Source organism: Aurantimonas marianensis, from assembly GCF_024195285.1.
Classification (GTDB): domain Bacteria; phylum Pseudomonadota; class Alphaproteobacteria; order Rhizobiales; family Rhizobiaceae; genus Aurantimonas; species Aurantimonas marianensis.
Genome location: NZ_JALHBS010000008.1, coordinates 1 through 16,596, shown reverse-complemented (window position 1 = coordinate 16,596; position 16,596 = coordinate 1). Strand labels below are relative to the sequence as shown.

The 16,596-nt window shown below is 65.4% G+C and carries 20 protein-coding genes; 12 read left to right on the top strand and 8 right to left on the bottom strand.

The features are described from left to right. Nucleotides 1–4 precede the first annotated feature (4 nt). The 4 genes from MJ956_RS01570 to MJ956_RS01555 are packed head-to-tail and all read left to right on the top strand — an operon-like array spanning nucleotide 5 to nucleotide 1,487. Nucleotides 5–376 (top strand): DUF2019 domain-containing protein, encoded by a 372-nt coding sequence (locus tag MJ956_RS01570; protein WP_253962728.1) that lies wholly within the window; start codon nucleotides 5–7, stop codon nucleotides 374–376. 4 nt (nucleotides 377–380) lie between these two features. Beyond that, entirely contained in the window at nucleotides 381–758 is a 378-nt protein-coding gene (locus tag MJ956_RS01565; RefSeq protein ID WP_253962727.1) for a DUF2019 domain-containing protein, read from the top strand. 7 nt (nucleotides 759–765) lie between these two features. After that, nucleotides 766–1,188, top strand: coding sequence for a DUF2019 domain-containing protein (locus tag MJ956_RS01560; protein ID WP_253962726.1), 423 nt, complete (start codon nucleotides 766–768; stop codon nucleotides 1,186–1,188). Next, nucleotides 1,185–1,487 (top strand): DUF2019 domain-containing protein, encoded by a 303-nt coding sequence (locus tag MJ956_RS01555; RefSeq protein ID WP_253962725.1) that lies wholly within the window; start codon nucleotides 1,185–1,187, stop codon nucleotides 1,485–1,487. Before MJ956_RS01560 ends, MJ956_RS01555 begins: the two co-directional genes overlap by 4 nt. A 63-nt stretch (nucleotides 1,488–1,550) precedes the next feature. Here MJ956_RS01555 and MJ956_RS01550 read toward each other — a convergent pair whose 3' ends face one another. Continuing rightward, the gene (locus MJ956_RS01550; RefSeq protein ID WP_253962724.1) at nucleotides 1,551–2,231 is read right to left on the bottom strand and encodes a DNA-3-methyladenine glycosylase I; all 681 of its coding nucleotides are present in this window, start codon (nucleotides 2,229–2,231) and stop codon (nucleotides 1,551–1,553) included. A gap of 246 nt (nucleotides 2,232–2,477) precedes the next feature. On the opposite strand from MJ956_RS01550, the gene MJ956_RS01545 reads away from it, so the two are divergent. Further along, on the top strand, nucleotides 2,478–3,293 hold the full coding sequence (locus MJ956_RS01545; RefSeq protein ID WP_253962723.1) for a L,D-transpeptidase: 816 nt from the start codon (nucleotides 2,478–2,480) through the stop codon (nucleotides 3,291–3,293). A gap of 141 nt (nucleotides 3,294–3,434) precedes the next feature. Next, the gene (locus tag MJ956_RS01540; RefSeq protein ID WP_253962722.1) at nucleotides 3,435–4,157 is read left to right on the top strand and encodes a L,D-transpeptidase; all 723 of its coding nucleotides are present in this window, start codon (nucleotides 3,435–3,437) and stop codon (nucleotides 4,155–4,157) included. A gap of 75 nt (nucleotides 4,158–4,232) precedes the next feature. On the opposite strand, the gene glcF is transcribed toward MJ956_RS01540, so the two are convergent. The 6 genes from glcF to MJ956_RS01510 all read right to left on the bottom strand — a co-directional run bounded on the left by glcF (nucleotide 4,233) and on the right by MJ956_RS01510 (nucleotide 11,020). Continuing rightward, entirely contained in the window at nucleotides 4,233–5,576 is a 1,344-nt protein-coding gene (gene glcF / locus MJ956_RS01535) for a glycolate oxidase subunit GlcF (RefSeq protein ID WP_253962721.1), read from the bottom strand. Nucleotides 5,577–5,579: 3 nt separating this feature from the next. Further along, nucleotides 5,580–6,245: a response regulator gene (locus MJ956_RS01530; RefSeq protein WP_253962720.1), complete on the bottom strand. Its 666-nt coding sequence runs from the start codon at nucleotides 6,243–6,245 to the stop codon at nucleotides 5,580–5,582. A 22-nt stretch (nucleotides 6,246–6,267) separates the two neighbouring features. Then, complete coding sequence (gene glcE / locus MJ956_RS01525; protein WP_253962719.1) at nucleotides 6,268–7,503, bottom strand: glycolate oxidase subunit GlcE; 1,236 nt, start codon at nucleotides 7,501–7,503, stop codon at nucleotides 6,268–6,270. A 19-nt stretch (nucleotides 7,504–7,522) separates the two neighbouring features. After that, the gene (locus MJ956_RS01520) at nucleotides 7,523–8,131 is read right to left on the bottom strand and encodes a Uma2 family endonuclease (protein ID WP_253962718.1); all 609 of its coding nucleotides are present in this window, start codon (nucleotides 8,129–8,131) and stop codon (nucleotides 7,523–7,525) included. Nucleotides 8,132–8,144: 13 nt separating this feature from the next. Then, nucleotides 8,145–9,638 carry an FAD-linked oxidase C-terminal domain-containing protein gene (locus MJ956_RS01515; protein ID WP_253962717.1) on the bottom strand — a complete coding sequence of 498 codons (1,494 nt, stop codon included), beginning with the start codon at nucleotides 9,636–9,638 and terminating at the stop codon, nucleotides 8,145–8,147. Between the two features lie 83 nt (nucleotides 9,639–9,721). Next, the gene (locus MJ956_RS01510) at nucleotides 9,722–11,020 is read right to left on the bottom strand and encodes a DUF3422 family protein (RefSeq protein WP_253962716.1); all 1,299 of its coding nucleotides are present in this window, start codon (nucleotides 11,018–11,020) and stop codon (nucleotides 9,722–9,724) included. Between the two features lie 180 nt (nucleotides 11,021–11,200). On the opposite strand from MJ956_RS01510, the gene MJ956_RS01505 reads away from it, so the two are divergent. From MJ956_RS01505 to MJ956_RS01490, 4 genes are read left to right on the top strand one after another with little or no spacing between them, the layout of a single operon-like run. Beyond that, on the top strand, nucleotides 11,201–12,001 hold the full coding sequence (locus MJ956_RS01505; protein ID WP_253962739.1) for a (Fe-S)-binding protein: 801 nt from the start codon (nucleotides 11,201–11,203) through the stop codon (nucleotides 11,999–12,001). After that, complete coding sequence (locus tag MJ956_RS01500; protein ID WP_253962715.1) at nucleotides 11,998–12,105, top strand: DUF29 domain-containing protein; 108 nt, start codon at nucleotides 11,998–12,000, stop codon at nucleotides 12,103–12,105. The genes MJ956_RS01505 and MJ956_RS01500 overlap by 4 nt, the downstream gene beginning before the upstream one ends. A gap of 4 nt (nucleotides 12,106–12,109) precedes the next feature. Then, nucleotides 12,110–13,543: a LutB/LldF family L-lactate oxidation iron-sulfur protein gene (locus tag MJ956_RS01495; protein WP_253962714.1), complete on the top strand. Its 1,434-nt coding sequence runs from the start codon at nucleotides 12,110–12,112 to the stop codon at nucleotides 13,541–13,543. Then, nucleotides 13,540–14,214 (top strand): LutC/YkgG family protein, encoded by a 675-nt coding sequence (locus MJ956_RS01490; protein WP_253962713.1) that lies wholly within the window; start codon nucleotides 13,540–13,542, stop codon nucleotides 14,212–14,214. Before MJ956_RS01495 ends, MJ956_RS01490 begins: the two co-directional genes overlap by 4 nt. Nucleotides 14,215–14,227: 13 nt before the next feature. On the opposite strand, the gene MJ956_RS01485 is transcribed toward MJ956_RS01490, so the two are convergent. Next, the gene (locus tag MJ956_RS01485) at nucleotides 14,228–15,022 is read right to left on the bottom strand and encodes a Uma2 family endonuclease (protein WP_253962712.1); all 795 of its coding nucleotides are present in this window, start codon (nucleotides 15,020–15,022) and stop codon (nucleotides 14,228–14,230) included. Here MJ956_RS01485 and MJ956_RS01480 point away from each other — a divergent pair. Further along, on the top strand, nucleotides 15,021–15,653 hold the full coding sequence (locus MJ956_RS01480; RefSeq protein ID WP_253962711.1) for a LysE family translocator: 633 nt from the start codon (nucleotides 15,021–15,023) through the stop codon (nucleotides 15,651–15,653). The genes MJ956_RS01485 and MJ956_RS01480 overlap by 2 nt on opposite strands. 17 nt (nucleotides 15,654–15,670) lie before the next feature. Next, nucleotides 15,671–16,417: a 16S rRNA (uracil(1498)-N(3))-methyltransferase gene (locus MJ956_RS01475; RefSeq protein ID WP_253962710.1), complete on the top strand. Its 747-nt coding sequence runs from the start codon at nucleotides 15,671–15,673 to the stop codon at nucleotides 16,415–16,417. The last annotated feature ends 179 nt before the right edge of the window (nucleotides 16,418–16,596 follow it).

Genomic DNA, 16,596 nt, shown 5'->3' with positions numbered 1-16,596 from the left:
GCTCATGGCAACCATTCGGCCTGAAAATCTGACGGTTCCGGAGATCGTCGAGGCCTTCGTCGCCGTCAGTCTTGCCCAATCTCAGGCGGTCGACGAGGATGATCACCGCCGCTACAACAAGCTGGTCGATGACTATCTTGCCTTGGAAGCGGAACTGCGGTCACGCCAGGGCGACGAACGGCGAGCCTTGCTGCCCTTGTTAGATCATATGAACGTTCAAGTCCGTATGAACGCGGCCCTCTCGACACTCGCCATCCTGCCGGACGAGGCGCGAGAGACGCTTCGACTGATCCATGCCCGGCGCGAATATCCGCAGGCCGCCGACGCGATCAGCATGCTCAATGCATTGGAGCGGGGTATCTACGTGCCGGAGTAAGGGAATGCCGCTGTCACTCCACCGCCTGGGTTCGGCCCCGCTCTCCGAACTCCTCGATGACTATGTCCGGATGAGCCTCCGGCAGTACGACGTGAATATGATTGACGACTTCCGCGCCTACAACGCCACCGTGCCCCGGCAGATCGCACTCGAAGCCGAATTGAAACGCCGGGAAGGCGATCAGAGGCGAGCTCTTCTGTCCTTGTTCGAACATCCGAATATGCAGGTACGGCTCAACACGGCCAGGGCGACACGGCCGGTGGCCCCAGAGGCCGCCCGCAAGATGTTGCAGGAGATCGCCGCGTCGCGTTATTTTCCTATGGCCGCCGACGCCGGAATGTCGATCCGGGCCTGGGATCAGGGCATCTACAAGCCGGAGTGAGGGCAACGTGACCGGGAGCACTCAGGCAGCGAAAAGAGACTATCGATCGTGCTCGATCGAACAACTCGTCGCGGCGTTCGTCGCCGTCAGCCTCGAACAGTCCGAGGCACTGCATGACCGAAAGATCGTCCGCTATAATCGGCTTTATCGTGACTACGCAGCGATCGAAGAAGAGCTGAAATCGCGCGAGGGCGATCAGCGCCGCGCCTTGCGGCCGTTATTCGACCATATCAACGCGCAGGTGCGCGTGAACGCCGCCTTCTCGACCCTCGCCGTCCTGCCGGAGGAGGCCAAGGAAACGCTGCGGCTCATTCACCTCAGGCGGGAATATCCGCAAGCCGCGGATGCCATCGGCATGCTCGAGGATATCGAGAAGGGTCGGTTCATTCCCGATGTCGGCCGGGTGGATCTGCAAGGTCAGCAGCCGTGAGACCGATCAATCTGACGACCGCGAGCATCGACGATCTCGTTGCCTATTTTGCCGAATTGGGGGTGGCGGAGGACGAGACGGAGTTGCGCTCCGCCCAAGCAACTATCAACCGGCTGGTGCGGCGGCGATTTGCCGTGGAGAACGAATTGAAGGCGCGCACCGGCGATCAGCGGCGCCAGCTCAGCCACTATTACGATCATCCGAACATTCAGGTGCAGTTGAACGCGGCGACCGCGACGCTGGCATTGTTTCCGACGCAAGCTCGAGGAGATCGCGAGTTGGAAGGTCGGACCCTATGAGCTTGAGGCTGGTATGCGATTGGCCGCTTTGGACGACGGAACCTTCATCCCGCAATAGCGATCCTACGTCCGCTCCGGCCGGGCGAATGCCGCGCGGTCGGCCGCGCAGGCGTCGCGCACGCAACAGCCCTCGACATGGTCGTTGACGAAGCCCATCGCCTGCATGAAGGCATAGACCGTGGTCGGGCCGACGAAGCTGAAGCCGGCCTTTTTCAGAGCCTTGGACAGGCGCGTCGAGGCCGGCGTCACCGGGTTTGCGGCAAGCCATGGGCCGGTCAGTGCGGGCGGACGCTCGTCGGAACCGGGCTCATGCGCCCACAGGAAGGCCGCGAGCGAGCCCTGTTCGGCGCGGATGGCGCGCGCGCGCCGCGCATTGTTGATCGCCGAGACGATCTTGCCGCGATGGCGGATGATGCGGGCATCAAGGACAAGGCGTTCGATGTCGGTTTCGTCCATCGCCGCGACCCGGTCGATCGAAAAGCCGTGAAAGACCACGCGAAAGGCGTCGCGCTTTCTGAGGATGGTCAGCCAGGACAGGCCGGCCTGAAAGCCTTCCAGGCAGAGCTTTTCGTAAAGCCGGTCGTCGTCGGCCGTCGGCCGGCCCCATTCGCGGTCGTGATAGGCGCGGTAGGCGGCGTCGCCGCCGTGCCAGGCGCAGCGCAGCAAGCCGTCCTCGCCCCGGATCAGGCCGTCGGGAATGCCCGCGCCGGGGTGGGACGATCGCGGATTCCTCGTCATATCCATGGCCCCGTCATCGCAGCCCTCATTGTGGCTGGCAAGCGGCACGGCGCCGTGATCGCGGCTTGCGGCTTCGGCCGGGCGCGTGAAGGTTCAACGCCGTTTCGGTAAGGAAGCATTAACCCTACCGCGATCTTGCCGGGCGTCCGCGTTCGATCGGTCCGCGAGTTTACCGTTTTCTCTTTCTTTCCGGCCAGTCTGAGCGCCAAAGGGCCTCACGCCCTGCGACCGATCATGCAACGAGGCCCTTTGATGCGAACGAAAGCCAGCTTGTTTCTCGCGGCCCTGGTGGCGGCGTTGGCGGCCCCTTCCGGCAGCCCGGCCCATGACCGCTACCACGATCTGGCCGCCGTACCGCTGCCGCCGCATCTGCGCGCCGAGCGGGTGCTGCAGCTGACGCCAGGAAGCGGAGTGGTGCCCGGCTATTACGGCGTCGCCGTGCGGCGCCCGGACGTCGCCCGTTCCGGCGTCATGCTCGCCACCACGCCGGTTCTGATCGAACAGCCCGTCCGCGTGCCTACTGTCTATGCCGCGCCGGGGGCGGCCGCGGCCCCGCATGGCGTCGTGCTGGCGCGAACCCAGGGCCGGCCGGTGGTCCCGCAGCGCGCGCTCGACCCCGTGTTCTTGCCGCAGGAGGTCGCCTATGGCGGCAAGGAGGCACCCGGTACGATCATCGTCGATACCCGCTCGCGCTTCCTCTATCACGTCGGCAAGAACGGCACGGCCCGCCGCTACGGCGTCGGCGTCGGCAAGCAGGGCTTCATCTGGAAAGGCACCGAAAAGGTCAGCCGCAAGGCCGAATGGCCGAGCTGGACCCCGCCGAAGGAGATGATCGCCCGCGAACGCCGGAAGGGTCGCATCCTGCCGGCGCGCATGGAAGGCGGCGAGGCCAATCCGCTCGGCGCCCGCGCGCTCTATCTCGGCTCGACGCTCTACCGCATCCACGGCACCAACCAGCCCTGGACGATCGGCCAGGCCGTCTCGTCCGGCTGCATCCGCATGCGCAACCAGGACGTCGTCGAACTCTACAGTCGCGCGAAGGTCGGCACCAAGGTGATCGTGCGCTGACGGCAACATGCGCCAGACCAATGAAAGGGCGCGGGCACGAATCCGTGTAGCACCCTTTTCGAAGCGACAGCAGATAACGTAACGTTGCGGCAGCGGCTCGCCGGGGCCGCGGCCTCCCACACTGGTAGAGGGATCGGAAATATGACGAAATGGACGCAATGGGCGGCGGCCGGCCTGGGAGCGGCCCTGGCGCTGGTGCTGACCGTCGAGGCGGGCGCACAGGAAACCCGGCGCTATGACTACGCCACCAATTCCTGGGTGACGGCGAGCGCCGCCACGCCCCAAGGCCGGCGGCTTTCGCAGCGGCGCCCGGCAGCCAAGTTCATGCGGACGCAGGTCCGCATCGACACCAAGGAAAAGCCCGGCACGGTGATCGTCGATTCCAGCAAGAAGTATCTTTATTTCGTCGAGGGCAACGGCATGGCGACGCGCTATGGCGTCGGTGTCGGCAAGGAAGGCTTCGGCTGGTCCGGCCGCATGAGCGTCGGCCGCAAGGCGGAGTGGCCGGGCTGGACGCCGCCCGCCGCGATGATCGCGCGCGAGCGCAAGAAGGGCCGCATCCTGCCGGCCTACATGAAGGGCGGTCCGGCCAATCCACTGGGCGCGCGGGCGCTGTATCTTTATCGCGGCGGTCGCGATTCGCTGTTCCGCATTCACGGCACCAACCAGCCCTGGACCATCGGCCAGAACATGTCCTCGGGCTGTATCCGGATGATGAACGAGGACGTCGAGCACCTCTACAGCCGGGTGCCGCGTGGCTCCAAAGTCGTGGTCATCGGCCCGAACGGAGAGGGCTCGAAGGGCGTCTACGCCGAGCGCGGCCAGGTGAAGACCGACCTCATCTCGGCACTCTTCGGCGGCTGATCGCCGGCCTCGATCGCGGTCGGACTATATCGGCCCGCCGACAATGGCGGGCCGTTTCGCGTTCGGGGAAGCGGCCTATTCGGCGGCGGCGAGAGCGGGCTCGACACGCGGCTCGACCCCGGCAAGGCTCGCCGGCTTCTCGCCGCCGAACGCCCAGTCGAGCAGTTCGACCGTGTGCAGGATCGGGATTTGCGTCGCCGAGCCGATCTGCGTCATGCAGCCGATATTGCCGGTGGCGATCGCCTGCGGCGCGGTGCTCTCGATGTTCCTCACCTTGCGGTCACGCAACGTGGCGGCGATCTCCGGCTGCAGGATGTTGTAGGTGCCAGCCGAGCCGCAGCACAGATGCCCTTCCGGCACGTCCCTGACGGTGAAGCCGGCCTGCGCCAGCAGCACCTTCGGCGCCCGGGTGATCTTCTGGCCGTGCTGCATCGAGCAGGCCGAGTGATAGGCGACCAGTAGATCGGTCTTGTTGACCGGCAGCGGCAATTCGAGCTCCGCCAGAAACTCGGTGACGTCCCTGGCCAGCGCCGAAACCTTCGCGGCCTTTTCGGCATAGGCGGGGTCGAGCCGCAGCATGTGGCCGTAATCCTTGATCGTCGTGCCGCAGCCTGACGCGGTGATCAGGATCGCGTCCAGCCCGTCCTCATCCGCGACGCGCATCCAGGCATCGACATTGCGGCGCGCGAAGCCGAGCGCTTCGTCCTCCTGGCCCATGTGATGGACGAGCGCGCCGCAGCAGCCCTCGCCCTTCGGCACCACGACCTCGACGCCGAGCCGGTTCAGGAGGCGCACCGTCGCCTCGTTGATCTTCGGGTCGAGCACCGACTGGGCGCAACCGGTCAGAAGCGCGACCCGTTTCTGGCGCGGCCCCTCGGCGGCGTGGACGGCCGGATCGTTGATCGCCGCCTTCGCCGGAACGTGGGAAGGCGCGAGCCGGAGCATCGCCGCGAAGGGTTTCAGCGGCTTGATCGCGGCGAAGAGCGGCGCGAGCGGACGGCCGAGCCGCGCCATCGTCAGGCTGGCGCGGAAGCGCGCCGGATAGGGCAGCGTCATCGCCAGCACCTGCCGGATCATCCGGTCCATGAACGGCCGGCGATAGGTCCTGGCGATATGCGCCCGGGCATGATCGACGAGATGCATGTAGTTCACGCCCGACGGGCAGGTGGTCATGCAGGCAAGGCACGAGAGGCACCGGTCGATGTGGGTGACGGTCTTGGCGTCGGCCGGCCGGTCGTTCTCCAGCATCTCCTTGATCAGGTAGATGCGCCCGCGCGGGCTGTCGAGCTCGTTGCCAAGGGTCACATAGGTCGGACAGGTCGCGGTGCAGAAGCCGCAATGCACGCATTTGCGGATGATCTGTTCCGAATGCGCGGTGTGCGGGTTCTCGAGCTGGGCGGGGGTGAAGGTGGTTTGCATCGACTATGTGGCCATATGGGAGTTGATAAATTTCATCACGTCTATTCCGGATGAAGTGACCTCCGTAGCGCCGGACGAAATTAACTCATCGCGCATTTGAAGACCGCGCTTTCCCGCAAAAACCATTATAGGGACGGTCTCGTTTAACGCCCTAATGCGCTTTATAAGTTCAAGCCCTGCATACGGATTGTCCTGCTCGCCCTCGATTCTTCCAAGATCCGTTATAATCAAGCTGTGGTCGAGTGCAGTAAATTTCTTGAGTGCATCCTCAGTGCTCAAGGAGATCTCGACCTGCAAATCCCTTCCCTTCAAATTCTCCATTATGAATGCGTTATTAGAAGGAAAATCATCCACCCATAAAATTCTTTTCTCAGGAGAATTATTAATATTTACATTAAAATTAGGTTTTCCATCTGTAATTTTGTTTTCGTTTTTATTCGCACTTCCCGACTCGAGCGCAGCAACTCGGTTTTGCAACTCGGTCACCCAATCACCAATCTGATGCGTAGCCTTCTGTACAGACAGCTCCTGCCCGAATATTTTAATAGAAACGTGCCGTCCTTCGAGAATTTTTTTTAAATCCGGGAAGAATTTTTCCAAAATATAGACTAGTATCGAAGCAATAACGATAGTGGAGAGAAATCCCCAAAAGCCATCTGATGCTAGCATCTGGCATGCCCTTTCCTGCATCCTACCCCATCTTGCCCGGATTGAGCACGCCGGCCGGGTCGAACTGCTCCTTCAGCCGGCGTGACAGCGCGGCGAGCGGGGCGGGTTGCGGCTGGAATACCTCCGTCGCGGTCCTGACGCTGTCGGAGGCGCGCACCAGCGTCGCGTGGCCGCCGCCGAAGCGGGCGATCGTCTCGCGCACCAGCGCAGCTTCGGGATCGCCCTCCATGCGCATCCAGACGAGACCGCCCTGCCAATCGAAATAGGCGTCGATGCCGGTCTGCATCCGCAAACTCATGACGATTTCATGGCCGCGCGTCGGCATCACCGACAGGCGCCAGACCGGCTTGGCGGTGCCGTCGACGAAGGGCTTGACGTCGCGGACATCGCGCCAGACCGCGCGGGAAGCCTCGGCCTCGAGCGTTTCCAGCGGCGCGACCTTGGCGAGCGCCGCGCCGAGATAGGCGGCGCGGGCCTTGACCGACGGGCCGAAGCCCTCGAGCCGGATCAGCGTCGCCGCGTCCTTGCCGAGCGCCCCGTCGGCAACGCGCCCCGCCACATAGGCCGGCAGATGCGCCGCGCCCGATGCCTCGGCTGAGGAGCCCATCGCCGCCGCCATGGCGCCGGCCGCCGCATCGTCGTCGAGGCCGCGCAGCACGAGCGTCGTCTCGGTCTCGGTCTTTGGCAGCACCTTGATCGTCGCGTCGGTCAGCACGGCGAGCGTGCCATAGGAGCCGGTCAGCCCCTTGGAAAGGTCATAGCCGGTGACGTTCTTGACCACCCGGCCGCCGGACTTGAACATCTCGGCGCGACCGGAGACCGCGTGAACGCCGAGGACGTGGTCGCGCGCCGCGCCCTGTTTCAGGCGGCGGGGACCGGAAAGGTTGCAGGCGACGACACCGCCGATCGTTCCCTGCCCCGGATCGAGGCCGTGCAGCGGCCCGTAGTCCATCGGCTCGAATTCGAGCCGCTGATTGTTGTCGTCGAGCAGGCGCTCGATCTCGGCGAGCGGCGTGCCGGCTCTGGCCGACAAGACCAGTTCCTCGGGCTCGTAGAGGGTCACGCCGGTCATCCCTGCCAGCGAAAGGGTGCGCGCCGCCTGCACGGGTCGGCCGAGGCCGCGCTTGGAGCCGGAGCCCTCGACCACCAGCGGGGCTTCTTCGGAGACGGCCGCGGCGATGATGTCGCGCAGATCGCCAGGCGTTTCGGGACGCAGAACCCGCTCGTGGGGCCGGGAAGAGGACTTCGTCTTACTCATCGGACGGTTTTCTTTCGCATCAGACCTCGCTCTCGGACGACGGCGAGTCCAGCAACGGCGTGCCGCGATAGAGATCGCGGACGGTGCAGGAAAACCCGAACTCGGGTAGTTCGATGCGGTCGTCGGGCGAGCGGAAAACCCGGCCCCGCCAGTCGTCGGAGCGCGACCAGACTTCGACGGCAAGGTCCGTCTGCGAGAGAATCAGAACGTACAGGCAGGTCGGCGCCTGGGAATAGCGTTCACGCTTGCGGCTGATATGCTCGATCGTATTGGATGGTGAGAGGATTTCCGCGGCGAGATAGAACTCCTCGAAATAGAGCGTGTCGCCAACCTCGAGCGGCACGATCGCGAGATCGACGATCGGCAGGAAATCCGGATGGGCGGCGACCGCCAGCCCGATCTCCCGCAGAACGTCCAGTTCAGGTCTGCTCGTCTCCAGAGCCGCTGTGAGCTTTCTATCCAGATTGGCAGCAATCCTTTGATGCTTGCCGGTCGCTGGGCTCATCATCACGAACGGCTCTCCATCGATCAACTGCCAACGCTCTTCGCGAGGACGCGACAGCGCCATCTCCCGAAATCGGGCCGGGTCCCAGCGGTCCTTGGCCCTGGCCGACGAATGGTGGTTCATCGCGTCACCTCGCTCAGAACCGCGGCAGGTCGGGGAAAGCGACCTGCCCCTTGTGAACGTGCATGCGGCCGAGTTCGGCGCAGCGGTGAAGGACGGGGAACATCTTGCCCGGATTGAGCAGATGCTTGTCGTCGAAGGCGCATTTGACCCGCTGCTGATGCTTCAGGTCATCTTCGGAAAACATCACCGGCATCAGGTCGCGCTTTTCGACGCCGACGCCATGCTCGCCGGTGAGTACCCCGCCGACTTCCACACAGAGCCGCAAGATGTCGTTGCCGAACTCCTCGGCCCGGTGGAGTTCGCCCTCCTTGTTGGCATCGTAGAGGATCAGCGGGTGAAGATTGCCGTCCCCGGCATGAAAGACGTTGGCGACGCGCAGATCGTATTTTTCCGACAGCGCCTTCATGCCGGCGAGCACCTTCGGCAGCTGCTTGCGCGGAATCGTGCCGTCCATGCAGTAATAATCCGGCGAGATCCGCCCGACCGCCGGGAAGGCGGCCTTGCGCCCGGCCCAGAAGGCGGTGCGTTCTTCTTCCGACTGCGAGACCTTGATGGTCACGGCGCCATTGGTTCTGGCGATGGCCTCGACTTCGGTCAGAAGGTGATCGACCTCGGCGCCGGGACCGTCGAGCTCGACGATCAAAAGCGCCTCGACGTCGCGCGGATAGCCGGCATGGACGAAGTCCTCGGCTGCGTTGATGGCGGGGCGGTCCATCATCTCCATGCCGCCGGGAATGATGCCCTTGGCGATGATCGCAGCAACACATTCGCCGGCCTGTTCGGAGGTCGGGAAGCCCAGCAGCACGGCCCGCGCCGTCTCCGGACTTTGCAGGATGCGAACAGTCACCTCGGTGACGACGCCAAGCAGGCCTTCCGATCCGGTCATCAGGCCGAGCAGGTCGTAGCCCTCGGCGTCGAGATGCTTGCCGCCGAGACGCATCACCTCGCCTTCGATGGTCACGAACTCCACGCCGATCACGTTGTTGGCCGTCAGCCCGTATTTGAGGCAGTGGACGCCGCCGGAATTCTCCGCGACGTTGCCGCCAATCGAGCAGGCGATCTGCGAGGACGGGTCGGGCGCGTAATAAAAGCCCTGACCTTCCACAGCCTTGGTGATGCCGAGATTGGTCACACCCGGCTGCACGACCGCGCAGCGATTGTCGTAGTCGATCTCAAGGATACGGTTGAACTTCGACAGAACCAGAAGAACGCCGTCCTGAAGCGGCAGCGCGCCGCCCGAGAGCGACGTGCCGGAGCCGCGCGGCACCACCGGAATCTCTTCCGCGTGGCAATATTTCAAGACGGCGGCGACCTGGGCGACCGATTCCGGCAGCACCACCACGAGCGGCATCTGGCGGTAAGCGGTCAGCCCGTCGCTTTCGAAGACGGCCATCTCGTTCGCCGCGTCGACGACCCCTTCGCCGGGCACGATCGCCCTGAGGGCCGTGACGATGGCGGCACGGCGGTCGAGGATCGCCTGGCTCGGCTTCGGCATCATGACGGACATGGGCGGAACTCCCTTGGCTGCGGTCCGAGGGTAAGCCTCCGGCGGCGCTTCGTCCACCGCGACGGATCAGGCGGTCTGCGATCTCAATGATCGGCAGCGGAACGCTTCATATGCCGCTTGCGGATGCGGCGTACGACCAGCCAGACGCCGACGAGCGCGACCGGCACGAAAGCGGCGATCATGACCGGCTGGGCTACCGGAAAACCTTCGTATTCCAGGCCCTTGGCGACATAGGCGAAGAGCCCGACCACGTAATAGCCGATCGCCGCGACCGACAGACCCTCCACGGTCTGTTGCAGGCGCAGCTGCAGCTGCGCGCGATTGTCCATCGAGCGCAGCAGATCACGGTTCTGATGCTCCAGTTCGACGTCGATGCGGGTGCGCAGGAGATTCGCCGCGCGCGCCAGCTTCTTCGACAGCATCGCGTGGCGCTCCTCGAGCGACCGGCAGGTACGCATCGCCGGCGCCATGCGCCGCTTGAGAAAGGCCGACCAGCTTTCCTGTCCGGGAATCGGCTGCTCGACCAGGGCGTTGAGACGCTCACGGACGATCTCGTCATAGGCTCGGCTCGCCCCGAATCGGTAGAGAACCGAGGCCGCCGACGCTTCGACTTCCGCCGCCGCGACGGTGATGTCCTGAAGCTGCGCGCGGCTGTCCTCACCGCCTTCCCGCATCTCCTCGGTAATGCCGGCGAGCCGCGCCTCCAGCTGCGTGACCACTGGGCCGATGGATTGCGCCAGCGGCAGGCCGAGCAGGGCCAGTGTGCGGTAGATCTCGATTTCGACCAGCCGCATGGCCAGCGCCCCGGCGCGCGCTGGCGGCAGGCCGTCGTCGAGCACCAGGATGCGCGTCAGACCGTCGCCGTCCTGACGAAAGTCGGTCGCGGCATGGGCGAGGCCCCCGTCCATGACGGAATAGCAAAAACTGGCCTTGTCGAACCCGGCCAGCGATGCCTCCCCGGCCTCGTCATGGGGGCGAATCTCCAGGCGAACGCCGGCGATGAAGGGACCGGGCGCGCGAAATTCGGCGCCGAAGGGATGGCCCTCGAACGGATCGCCGAAGCGCGCGGGCGGCGGCCCTTCCCAGGAATAGGTGGAAAACTCGGTATGACGCTCCCAGCGCAGCCGGCCCTTGCCGAAGGCGAAGGAGTGGGTGCGGGCGCCGGCGGCGGGCGGCGCCACGCCTCGGCGTGTCGACATTTCGGAGAGGATCGCGATGTCGCTTTCGCCGTGATCCTCCATCATGAAAGCCAGGACGATCAGCGCGCCCGGCGTCTCGATCAGCGGGAACGGGCGCGCGTGGAGTTCGCCGAGCACCGCCGCGCGGCGCGGATCGGGCTCGAACGTGTCGAAAGCGCGCTGCTTGAATGTCGTTTTGGCCATCGTCCCTTGCGCCTTGCGTCTCGCGAGCGTGCTAGCCGAAACCGGGGATAAACGAAAGCGGCCGGTCGCGGGAACATATTGCGGCGCGGGCGAAACCAGCCCAAAAGGAGCGGGATGGGCGTCGACGCCCCGAGATCGCGCAGCGGCGTCTACGCCGCGGGAAACCACCTGGGAGACGGCATGGCCGACATCGACCATACAACCGATCGCAACGCCGAGAGGCCGACGACGCCCGAGGTCGCGCTCTTCGTCACCTGCCTCGTCGATTTGTTCCGCCCGAGCGTCGGCTTCGCGGCGATCAAGCTGATCGAGGATTCCGGCTGCCGGGTGAGCGTGCCGACCGCACAGACCTGCTGCGGCCAGCCCGCCTATAATTCCGGCGACCGGGCCGATACCCGCGCAATCGCCGAGCAGGTGATCGCCACGTTCGAGGGCTTCGATTACGTCGTCGCGCCGTCCGGTTCCTGTTCGGCGATGCTGAAGAAGCATTATCCCGAACTCTTCGCCGGCGATGGCGAATGGGAGGCGCGCGCGGCGGCTTTCTCCGACAAGGTGTACGAGCTCGTCAGCTTCCTCGCGGATGTGCGGGGGGTGACGGCCGTCGAAGCCAAGGTCGCGGGCACGGCGACCTATCACGATTCCTGTTCGGGCCTGCGCGAACTCGGCGTCAAGGCGCAGCCGCGCAAGCTGCTGGGCTCGGTCGAGGGTCTCCAACTGACGGAATTGAAGGAAGCCGAGGTCTGTTGCGGCTTCGGCGGAACCTTCTGCGTGAAATATCCCGATATCTCCAACGCCATCGTCACCAAGAAGGCGAGGCACGTCGCCGCCAGCGGCGCCGACATGCTGCTGGCCGGCGATCTCGGCTGCCTGATGAACATGGACGGCAAGCTGAAACGCGAGGGCATCGCGGTGGAGGTACGACATGTCGCCGAGGTGCTGGCCGGCATGACCGACATGCCCCCGATCGGCGGCAAGCTGTGACCCGGACGCGGCGCAGCGAGAGCGGCGTGCCGCTCGAGAGCTTGCCCGTCGAACGCCCCTATTCGCTCGAACAATTGCGCGACCACGACTGGATGCCCGAGTAAGCCGATGCAGATCACCTCCCAGACCTTCAAGGCCAATTCCGTCAAGGCGCTCGCCGATGTCGAGCTGCAGCGCGCCCTCGGCAATGTCGAGCGCGGCTTCATCGACAAGCGGCAGAAGGCGGTCGACGCGCTGCCCGAATTCGAGGCGCTGCGCGACAAAGCGCGCGAGATCAAGAACCACACGCTGAAGCATCTCGACCTCTACATCGAGGCCTATGTGGCGAAGGTGGAGGCGTCCGGCGGCATCGTGCATTTCGCCGAGGATTCCGACCACGCGCGGCAAATCTTCCTCGACATCGCCAAGCGGCGCAAGGCCAGGACCGTCACCAAGGGCAAGACGATGATCTCCGAGGAGATCGGCCTGAACGAGTTTCTCGAAGCCAACGGCATTACCCCGGTCGAGACCGATCTCGGCGAATACATCATCCAGCTGCGCGGCGAGCATCCGAGCCACATCATCGCCCCTGCGGTTCACGTCAACCGCGACCAGGTCGAGGCGGATTTTCGCCGCGTCCATGTCGATCTCGACCCCAAACGCGACCTGACCGCGCCGGAGACGCTGCTCGGCGAGGCGCGGCAGATCCTGCGCCAGAAATACGGCGAGGCCGACATCGGCGTCACCGGCGCGAACTTCCTGATCGCCGAGACCGGTTCCTCGGTCATCGTCACAAACGAGGGCAATGGCGACCTAACCCAGCTTCTGGGCAAATGCCATGTGGTCCTCGCCTCGATCGAGAAGCTGGTGCCGACGCTGGAGGACACCGCCCAGATCCTGCGGGTTCTCGCCCGCTCGGCCACCGGCCAGGACATGAGCGTCTACACCACCGTATCGACCGGGCCGCAGCGGGCGGAGGATCCGGACGGGCCGGAGGAATACCACGTCATCCTGCTCGACAACGGCCGCTCCAACATGCTCGGCACCGAGTTCGAGGAGATGCTGCGCTGCATCCGCTGCGGCGCCTGCATGAACCACTGTCCGGTCTACCACGCCGTCGGCGGCCACTCCTATGGCTGGGTCTATCCCGGCCCGATGGGCGCCGTGCTGACGCCATCGCTGATCGGCGTCGACAAGGCGGGTCACCTGCCGAATGCCTCGACCTTCTGTGGTCGCTGCGAGAGCGTCTGCCCGATGCGGATTCCGCTGCCGAAGATGATGCGGCACTGGCGCGAGAAGGAATTCGAAAGCCATCTGCAGCCGAAGACCCAGCGCGCCGGCCTCGGCGCCTGGGCGTTCCTGGCGCGGCGGCCGAAGCTCTACCGTGCCGCCGTCTCCCTCGCGATGCCGATGCTGAAGGCCCTCGGCGGCAAGAAGCGCCGCTTCGCCTCGCTGCCGCTCGCCGGCGGCTGGACCAAATGGCGCGACCTTCCGGCGCCGGAGGGCCGCACCTTCATGCAGGAATACGCGCAACGAACCGGCAAGGCGGAGGCAGGGCGATGAGCGGCTCGACACGCGACGCGATCCTCGGCCGCATCCGCCGGTCGAACCGCGCCCGGCCCGGCGACCCGGAGCGCCAGCGCACCGTCGAGGAGCGGCTTGCCGGCGCGCCCAAGGGCATCGTGCCGCGGCGCGGGCAATTGCCCCACGCTGATCAGGTCGCGCTGTTCGTCGAGATGGCCGAGAAGGCCAACGCCACGACGGCGCGGATCGCGAGTTACGGCGACCTTCCGGCCGAGGTCACGCGCTGGCTGCGCGACAACAATTTTCCCGCCGATCTGCGTCTGGCGGAGGACCCGCGCCTCGCCGGCGCCGATTTCGACGCCACCGCGCTGACACTGCGGCGCGGCGCGTCGGACGGCAACGACCTCAACGCCCTATCCCATGCCGAAGGCGGCATCGCCGAGACCGGCACACTGGTGCTCGTGTCGGGACCGGACAACCCGACCAGCCTGAATTTCCTGCCCGAAAACCACATCGTCGTGGTGAAGGCCGAGGACATCGCCGGCGACATGGAGGCGGTCTTTCCCGCGATCAGGCAGCGCTACGGCAAGGGCGAGATGCCGCGCTCGCTGAACTTCGTCACCGGGCCGTCGCGCTCCGGCGACATCGAGCAGACGCTGCTGCTCGGCGCGCATGGGCCAAGGGCATTGCACATCATCGTGGTGGGGTGAGCGGCGGAGTGGGTCAGGTCAGATAAGGACCGGTCGGGAATTCGACGCCGTCGAAAATCTCCGCGAGCGGCAGTTCGATGCCGAGCGCCGGGATCGGCGCGGCCGTCTCCATGCCGGCGACGCGGCTCTCGTGCCATTCGCCGTCTTCGTTCCGCTCGAAAACGAACACTTCCGGCCGGTTCGGCTCGACATAAAGGATGGTGCGCAGCGAGGCGACGTTCTTGTATTCGACGAGCTTGCCGGCGGTATCGAAATCCCGCGTCGTCGGCGAAAACACCTCGACGGCCAGCACCGGTTCCTTGGCGATAAGCGCATCCGGATCAGTCTGGCTGCAATCCACACCGGCATCCGGACGCCGGACCTGGCCAGGCAGCGTCTCGATACAAAAATCCGCGGTGAATGGCTTGCACGGATTGCCCCGCAGTCTCTGCCGGAGTTCGGCCAGAATATTGAGGACGATGTTGTCGTGCCGGGCGCTGGCACCCGCCATCATCTCGACCGGAAATCCGCCGACGAGTTCAAAACGCCCCGGCCGGCCCAGCTGCCAGGCGAGAAACTCCTCCACCGACCAGTGCCGCGCCGCCGCCTGGCTCATCGTCTCGATGTCTCCCCGGATCGTCGATCTCGGCTGGAAATGTATCACGAAACAAGCTTGCCACCATAGAAGGCGCGAGACGCGCCGGCGTCCGACCAGGATGCCGGACGCCCCACCGTTCCGCACGAGCAACGCGGCGGTGGCCTCCGCCTCTGGACAAGGGTCCCGAAAGCGGGATTGTGGCGTCATCATCACCGCGATCGGAGCCTGCATGCCCGTCGATCCCGCCATCCTCGCCGCCTTCATCCTGGCCTCGGCGATCCTCGTGGTCATCCCCGGCCCGACCATCGTCATGGTCGTTGGCCAGGCGCTCGCCCATGGCCGGCGCACGGCGCTTGCCAGCGTCGCCGGGGTCGGTCTCGGCGACCTGATCGCGGCCAGCCTGTCGCTCGCCGGCGTCGGGGCGCTGCTTGCCACCTCGGCCGGCGCCTTCGCCGCGCTGAAGTGGCTGGGCGCGGCCTATCTCGTTTATATCGGCATCAGGATGTGGCGCTCTCCCGTGAGTTTCACCGCGGAAGCTGCGGCGGTCGTCGAGACGCGCGGGCGAATCGTCTTTCGCGACGCCTTCCTGGTCACCCTGTTCAACCCGAAGGGCATCGTGTTCTTCGTCGCTTTCGTGCCGCAGTTCATAGACCCGGCAAGACCCTACCCCGCGCAGGCGGCGCTCTTCGTCGGCGTTTTCGTGCTGCTTGGAATCGTGAACGCGTATCTCTACGCGCTACTGGCAACGACGGCCCGCGGCTTCATCCGGCGACCGCGCGTGCTCAGGGCCGCGACGCGCACCGGCGCCGCCTGCCTCATCGGCGCGGGCGTACTCTCCACCTTCGCGCGCCGGCCGGCTTGAGAAAGGTCCGTCCTCGAATGCCGAGTCATGATTTCCGGAGCCCGCGCCTGTTCGTCGAGGCCGATCTGTCGGAAGGGCAAGCCGTGCCCGCGACGCCGGTACAGGCAAACTATCTCCTGAACGTCATGCGTCTCGGCGAGGGCGACACGGTGCTTGCCTTCAACGGGCGCGACGGCGAATGGCGCTGCGATCTCGTCAAGCCAGCCAAGAAGAAGCTCGATCTTTTGCCGCACGAACGGGCGCGCGGCCAGACACCCCCGGCGGATCTGCATTATCTGTTCGCGCCGCTCAAACACGCCCGCCTCGACTACATGGTGCAAAAGGCCGTCGAGATGGGGGCCGGCGTCTTGCAGCCGGTGATGACGCAGCATGTGCAGGCATCGCGGCTCAATATCGAGCGGATGCGGGCGAATGCCGTCGAAGCGGCCGAGCAGTGCGGCGTCCTGTCGATCCCCGAATGCCGCGAGCCGGTGAAGTTCGCCGATTTGATCGCCGGCTGGGACCGCTCCCGGCATCTGATCTTTTGCGACGAGCGCGAGGACGCCGAGAGCCCGATCGACACGCTGCGGGCGCTGCCACAGGGACCGCTGGCGCTTCTCATCGGCCCCGAGGGCGGCTTTTCGGCGGAGGAACGCCGGGCGCTCCAGGCCGCCGAGTTCGTCACCGCGATTTCCCTCGGCCCCCGGATTCTTCGGGCCGACACGGCGGCGGTCGCCGCTCTGGCCGTGCTGCAGGCGAGCATCGGCGACTGGCGCGGCGACTGAGACGTTCAGCACTGGCCGCACCGTCAACCCGAATTATGTTGCGATCGGGCGAAAAACTGGGCACGTCCCCACCTGAACGACAAACTCGTCCGTGCGGGCGACTCCACGCGAAGATTTAAGGGACTCCTGCATGGCGCGCGACACGACCGATCTGACGCCGGTCACCTCGCTCGAGGATC

Bases quoted from the DNA above. Each gene is read 5' to 3' on its own strand.
- MJ956_RS01480 (WP_253962711.1), top strand. From the start codon at position 15,021: ATGCCCGTCGATCCCGCCATCCTCGCCGCCTTCATCCTGGCCTCGGCG.
- glcE (WP_253962719.1), bottom strand. From the start codon at position 7,503: ATGAGTAAGACGAAGTCCTCTTCCCGGCCCCACGAGCGGGTTCTGCGT.
- MJ956_RS01530 (WP_253962720.1), bottom strand. From the start codon at position 6,245: ATGCTAGCATCAGATGGCTTTTGGGGATTTCTCTCCACTATCGTTATT.
- MJ956_RS01505 (WP_253962739.1), top strand. From the start codon at position 11,201: ATGGCCGACATCGACCATACAACCGATCGCAACGCCGAGAGGCCGACG.
- MJ956_RS01545 (WP_253962723.1), top strand. From the start codon at position 2,478: ATGCGAACGAAAGCCAGCTTGTTTCTCGCGGCCCTGGTGGCGGCGTTG.
- MJ956_RS01510 (WP_253962716.1), bottom strand. From the start codon at position 11,020: ATGGCCAAAACGACATTCAAGCAGCGCGCTTTCGACACGTTCGAGCCC.
- MJ956_RS01495 (WP_253962714.1), top strand. From the start codon at position 12,110: ATGCAGATCACCTCCCAGACCTTCAAGGCCAATTCCGTCAAGGCGCTC.
- MJ956_RS01520 (WP_253962718.1), bottom strand. From the start codon at position 8,131: ATGAACCACCATTCGTCGGCCAGGGCCAAGGACCGCTGGGACCCGGCC.
- glcF (WP_253962721.1), bottom strand. From the start codon at position 5,576: ATGCAAACCACCTTCACCCCCGCCCAGCTCGAGAACCCGCACACCGCG.
- MJ956_RS01475 (WP_253962710.1), top strand. From the start codon at position 15,671: ATGCCGAGTCATGATTTCCGGAGCCCGCGCCTGTTCGTCGAGGCCGAT.
- MJ956_RS01485 (WP_253962712.1), bottom strand. From the start codon at position 15,022: ATGCAGGCTCCGATCGCGGTGATGATGACGCCACAATCCCGCTTTCGG.
- MJ956_RS01540 (WP_253962722.1), top strand. From the start codon at position 3,435: ATGACGAAATGGACGCAATGGGCGGCGGCCGGCCTGGGAGCGGCCCTG.
- MJ956_RS01490 (WP_253962713.1), top strand. From the start codon at position 13,540: ATGAGCGGCTCGACACGCGACGCGATCCTCGGCCGCATCCGCCGGTCG.
- MJ956_RS01515 (WP_253962717.1), bottom strand. From the start codon at position 9,638: ATGTCCGTCATGATGCCGAAGCCGAGCCAGGCGATCCTCGACCGCCGT.
- MJ956_RS01570 (WP_253962728.1), top strand. From the start codon at position 5: ATGGCAACCATTCGGCCTGAAAATCTGACGGTTCCGGAGATCGTCGAG.
- MJ956_RS01550 (WP_253962724.1), bottom strand. From the start codon at position 2,231: ATGGATATGACGAGGAATCCGCGATCGTCCCACCCCGGCGCGGGCATT.
- MJ956_RS01565 (WP_253962727.1), top strand. From the start codon at position 381: ATGCCGCTGTCACTCCACCGCCTGGGTTCGGCCCCGCTCTCCGAACTC.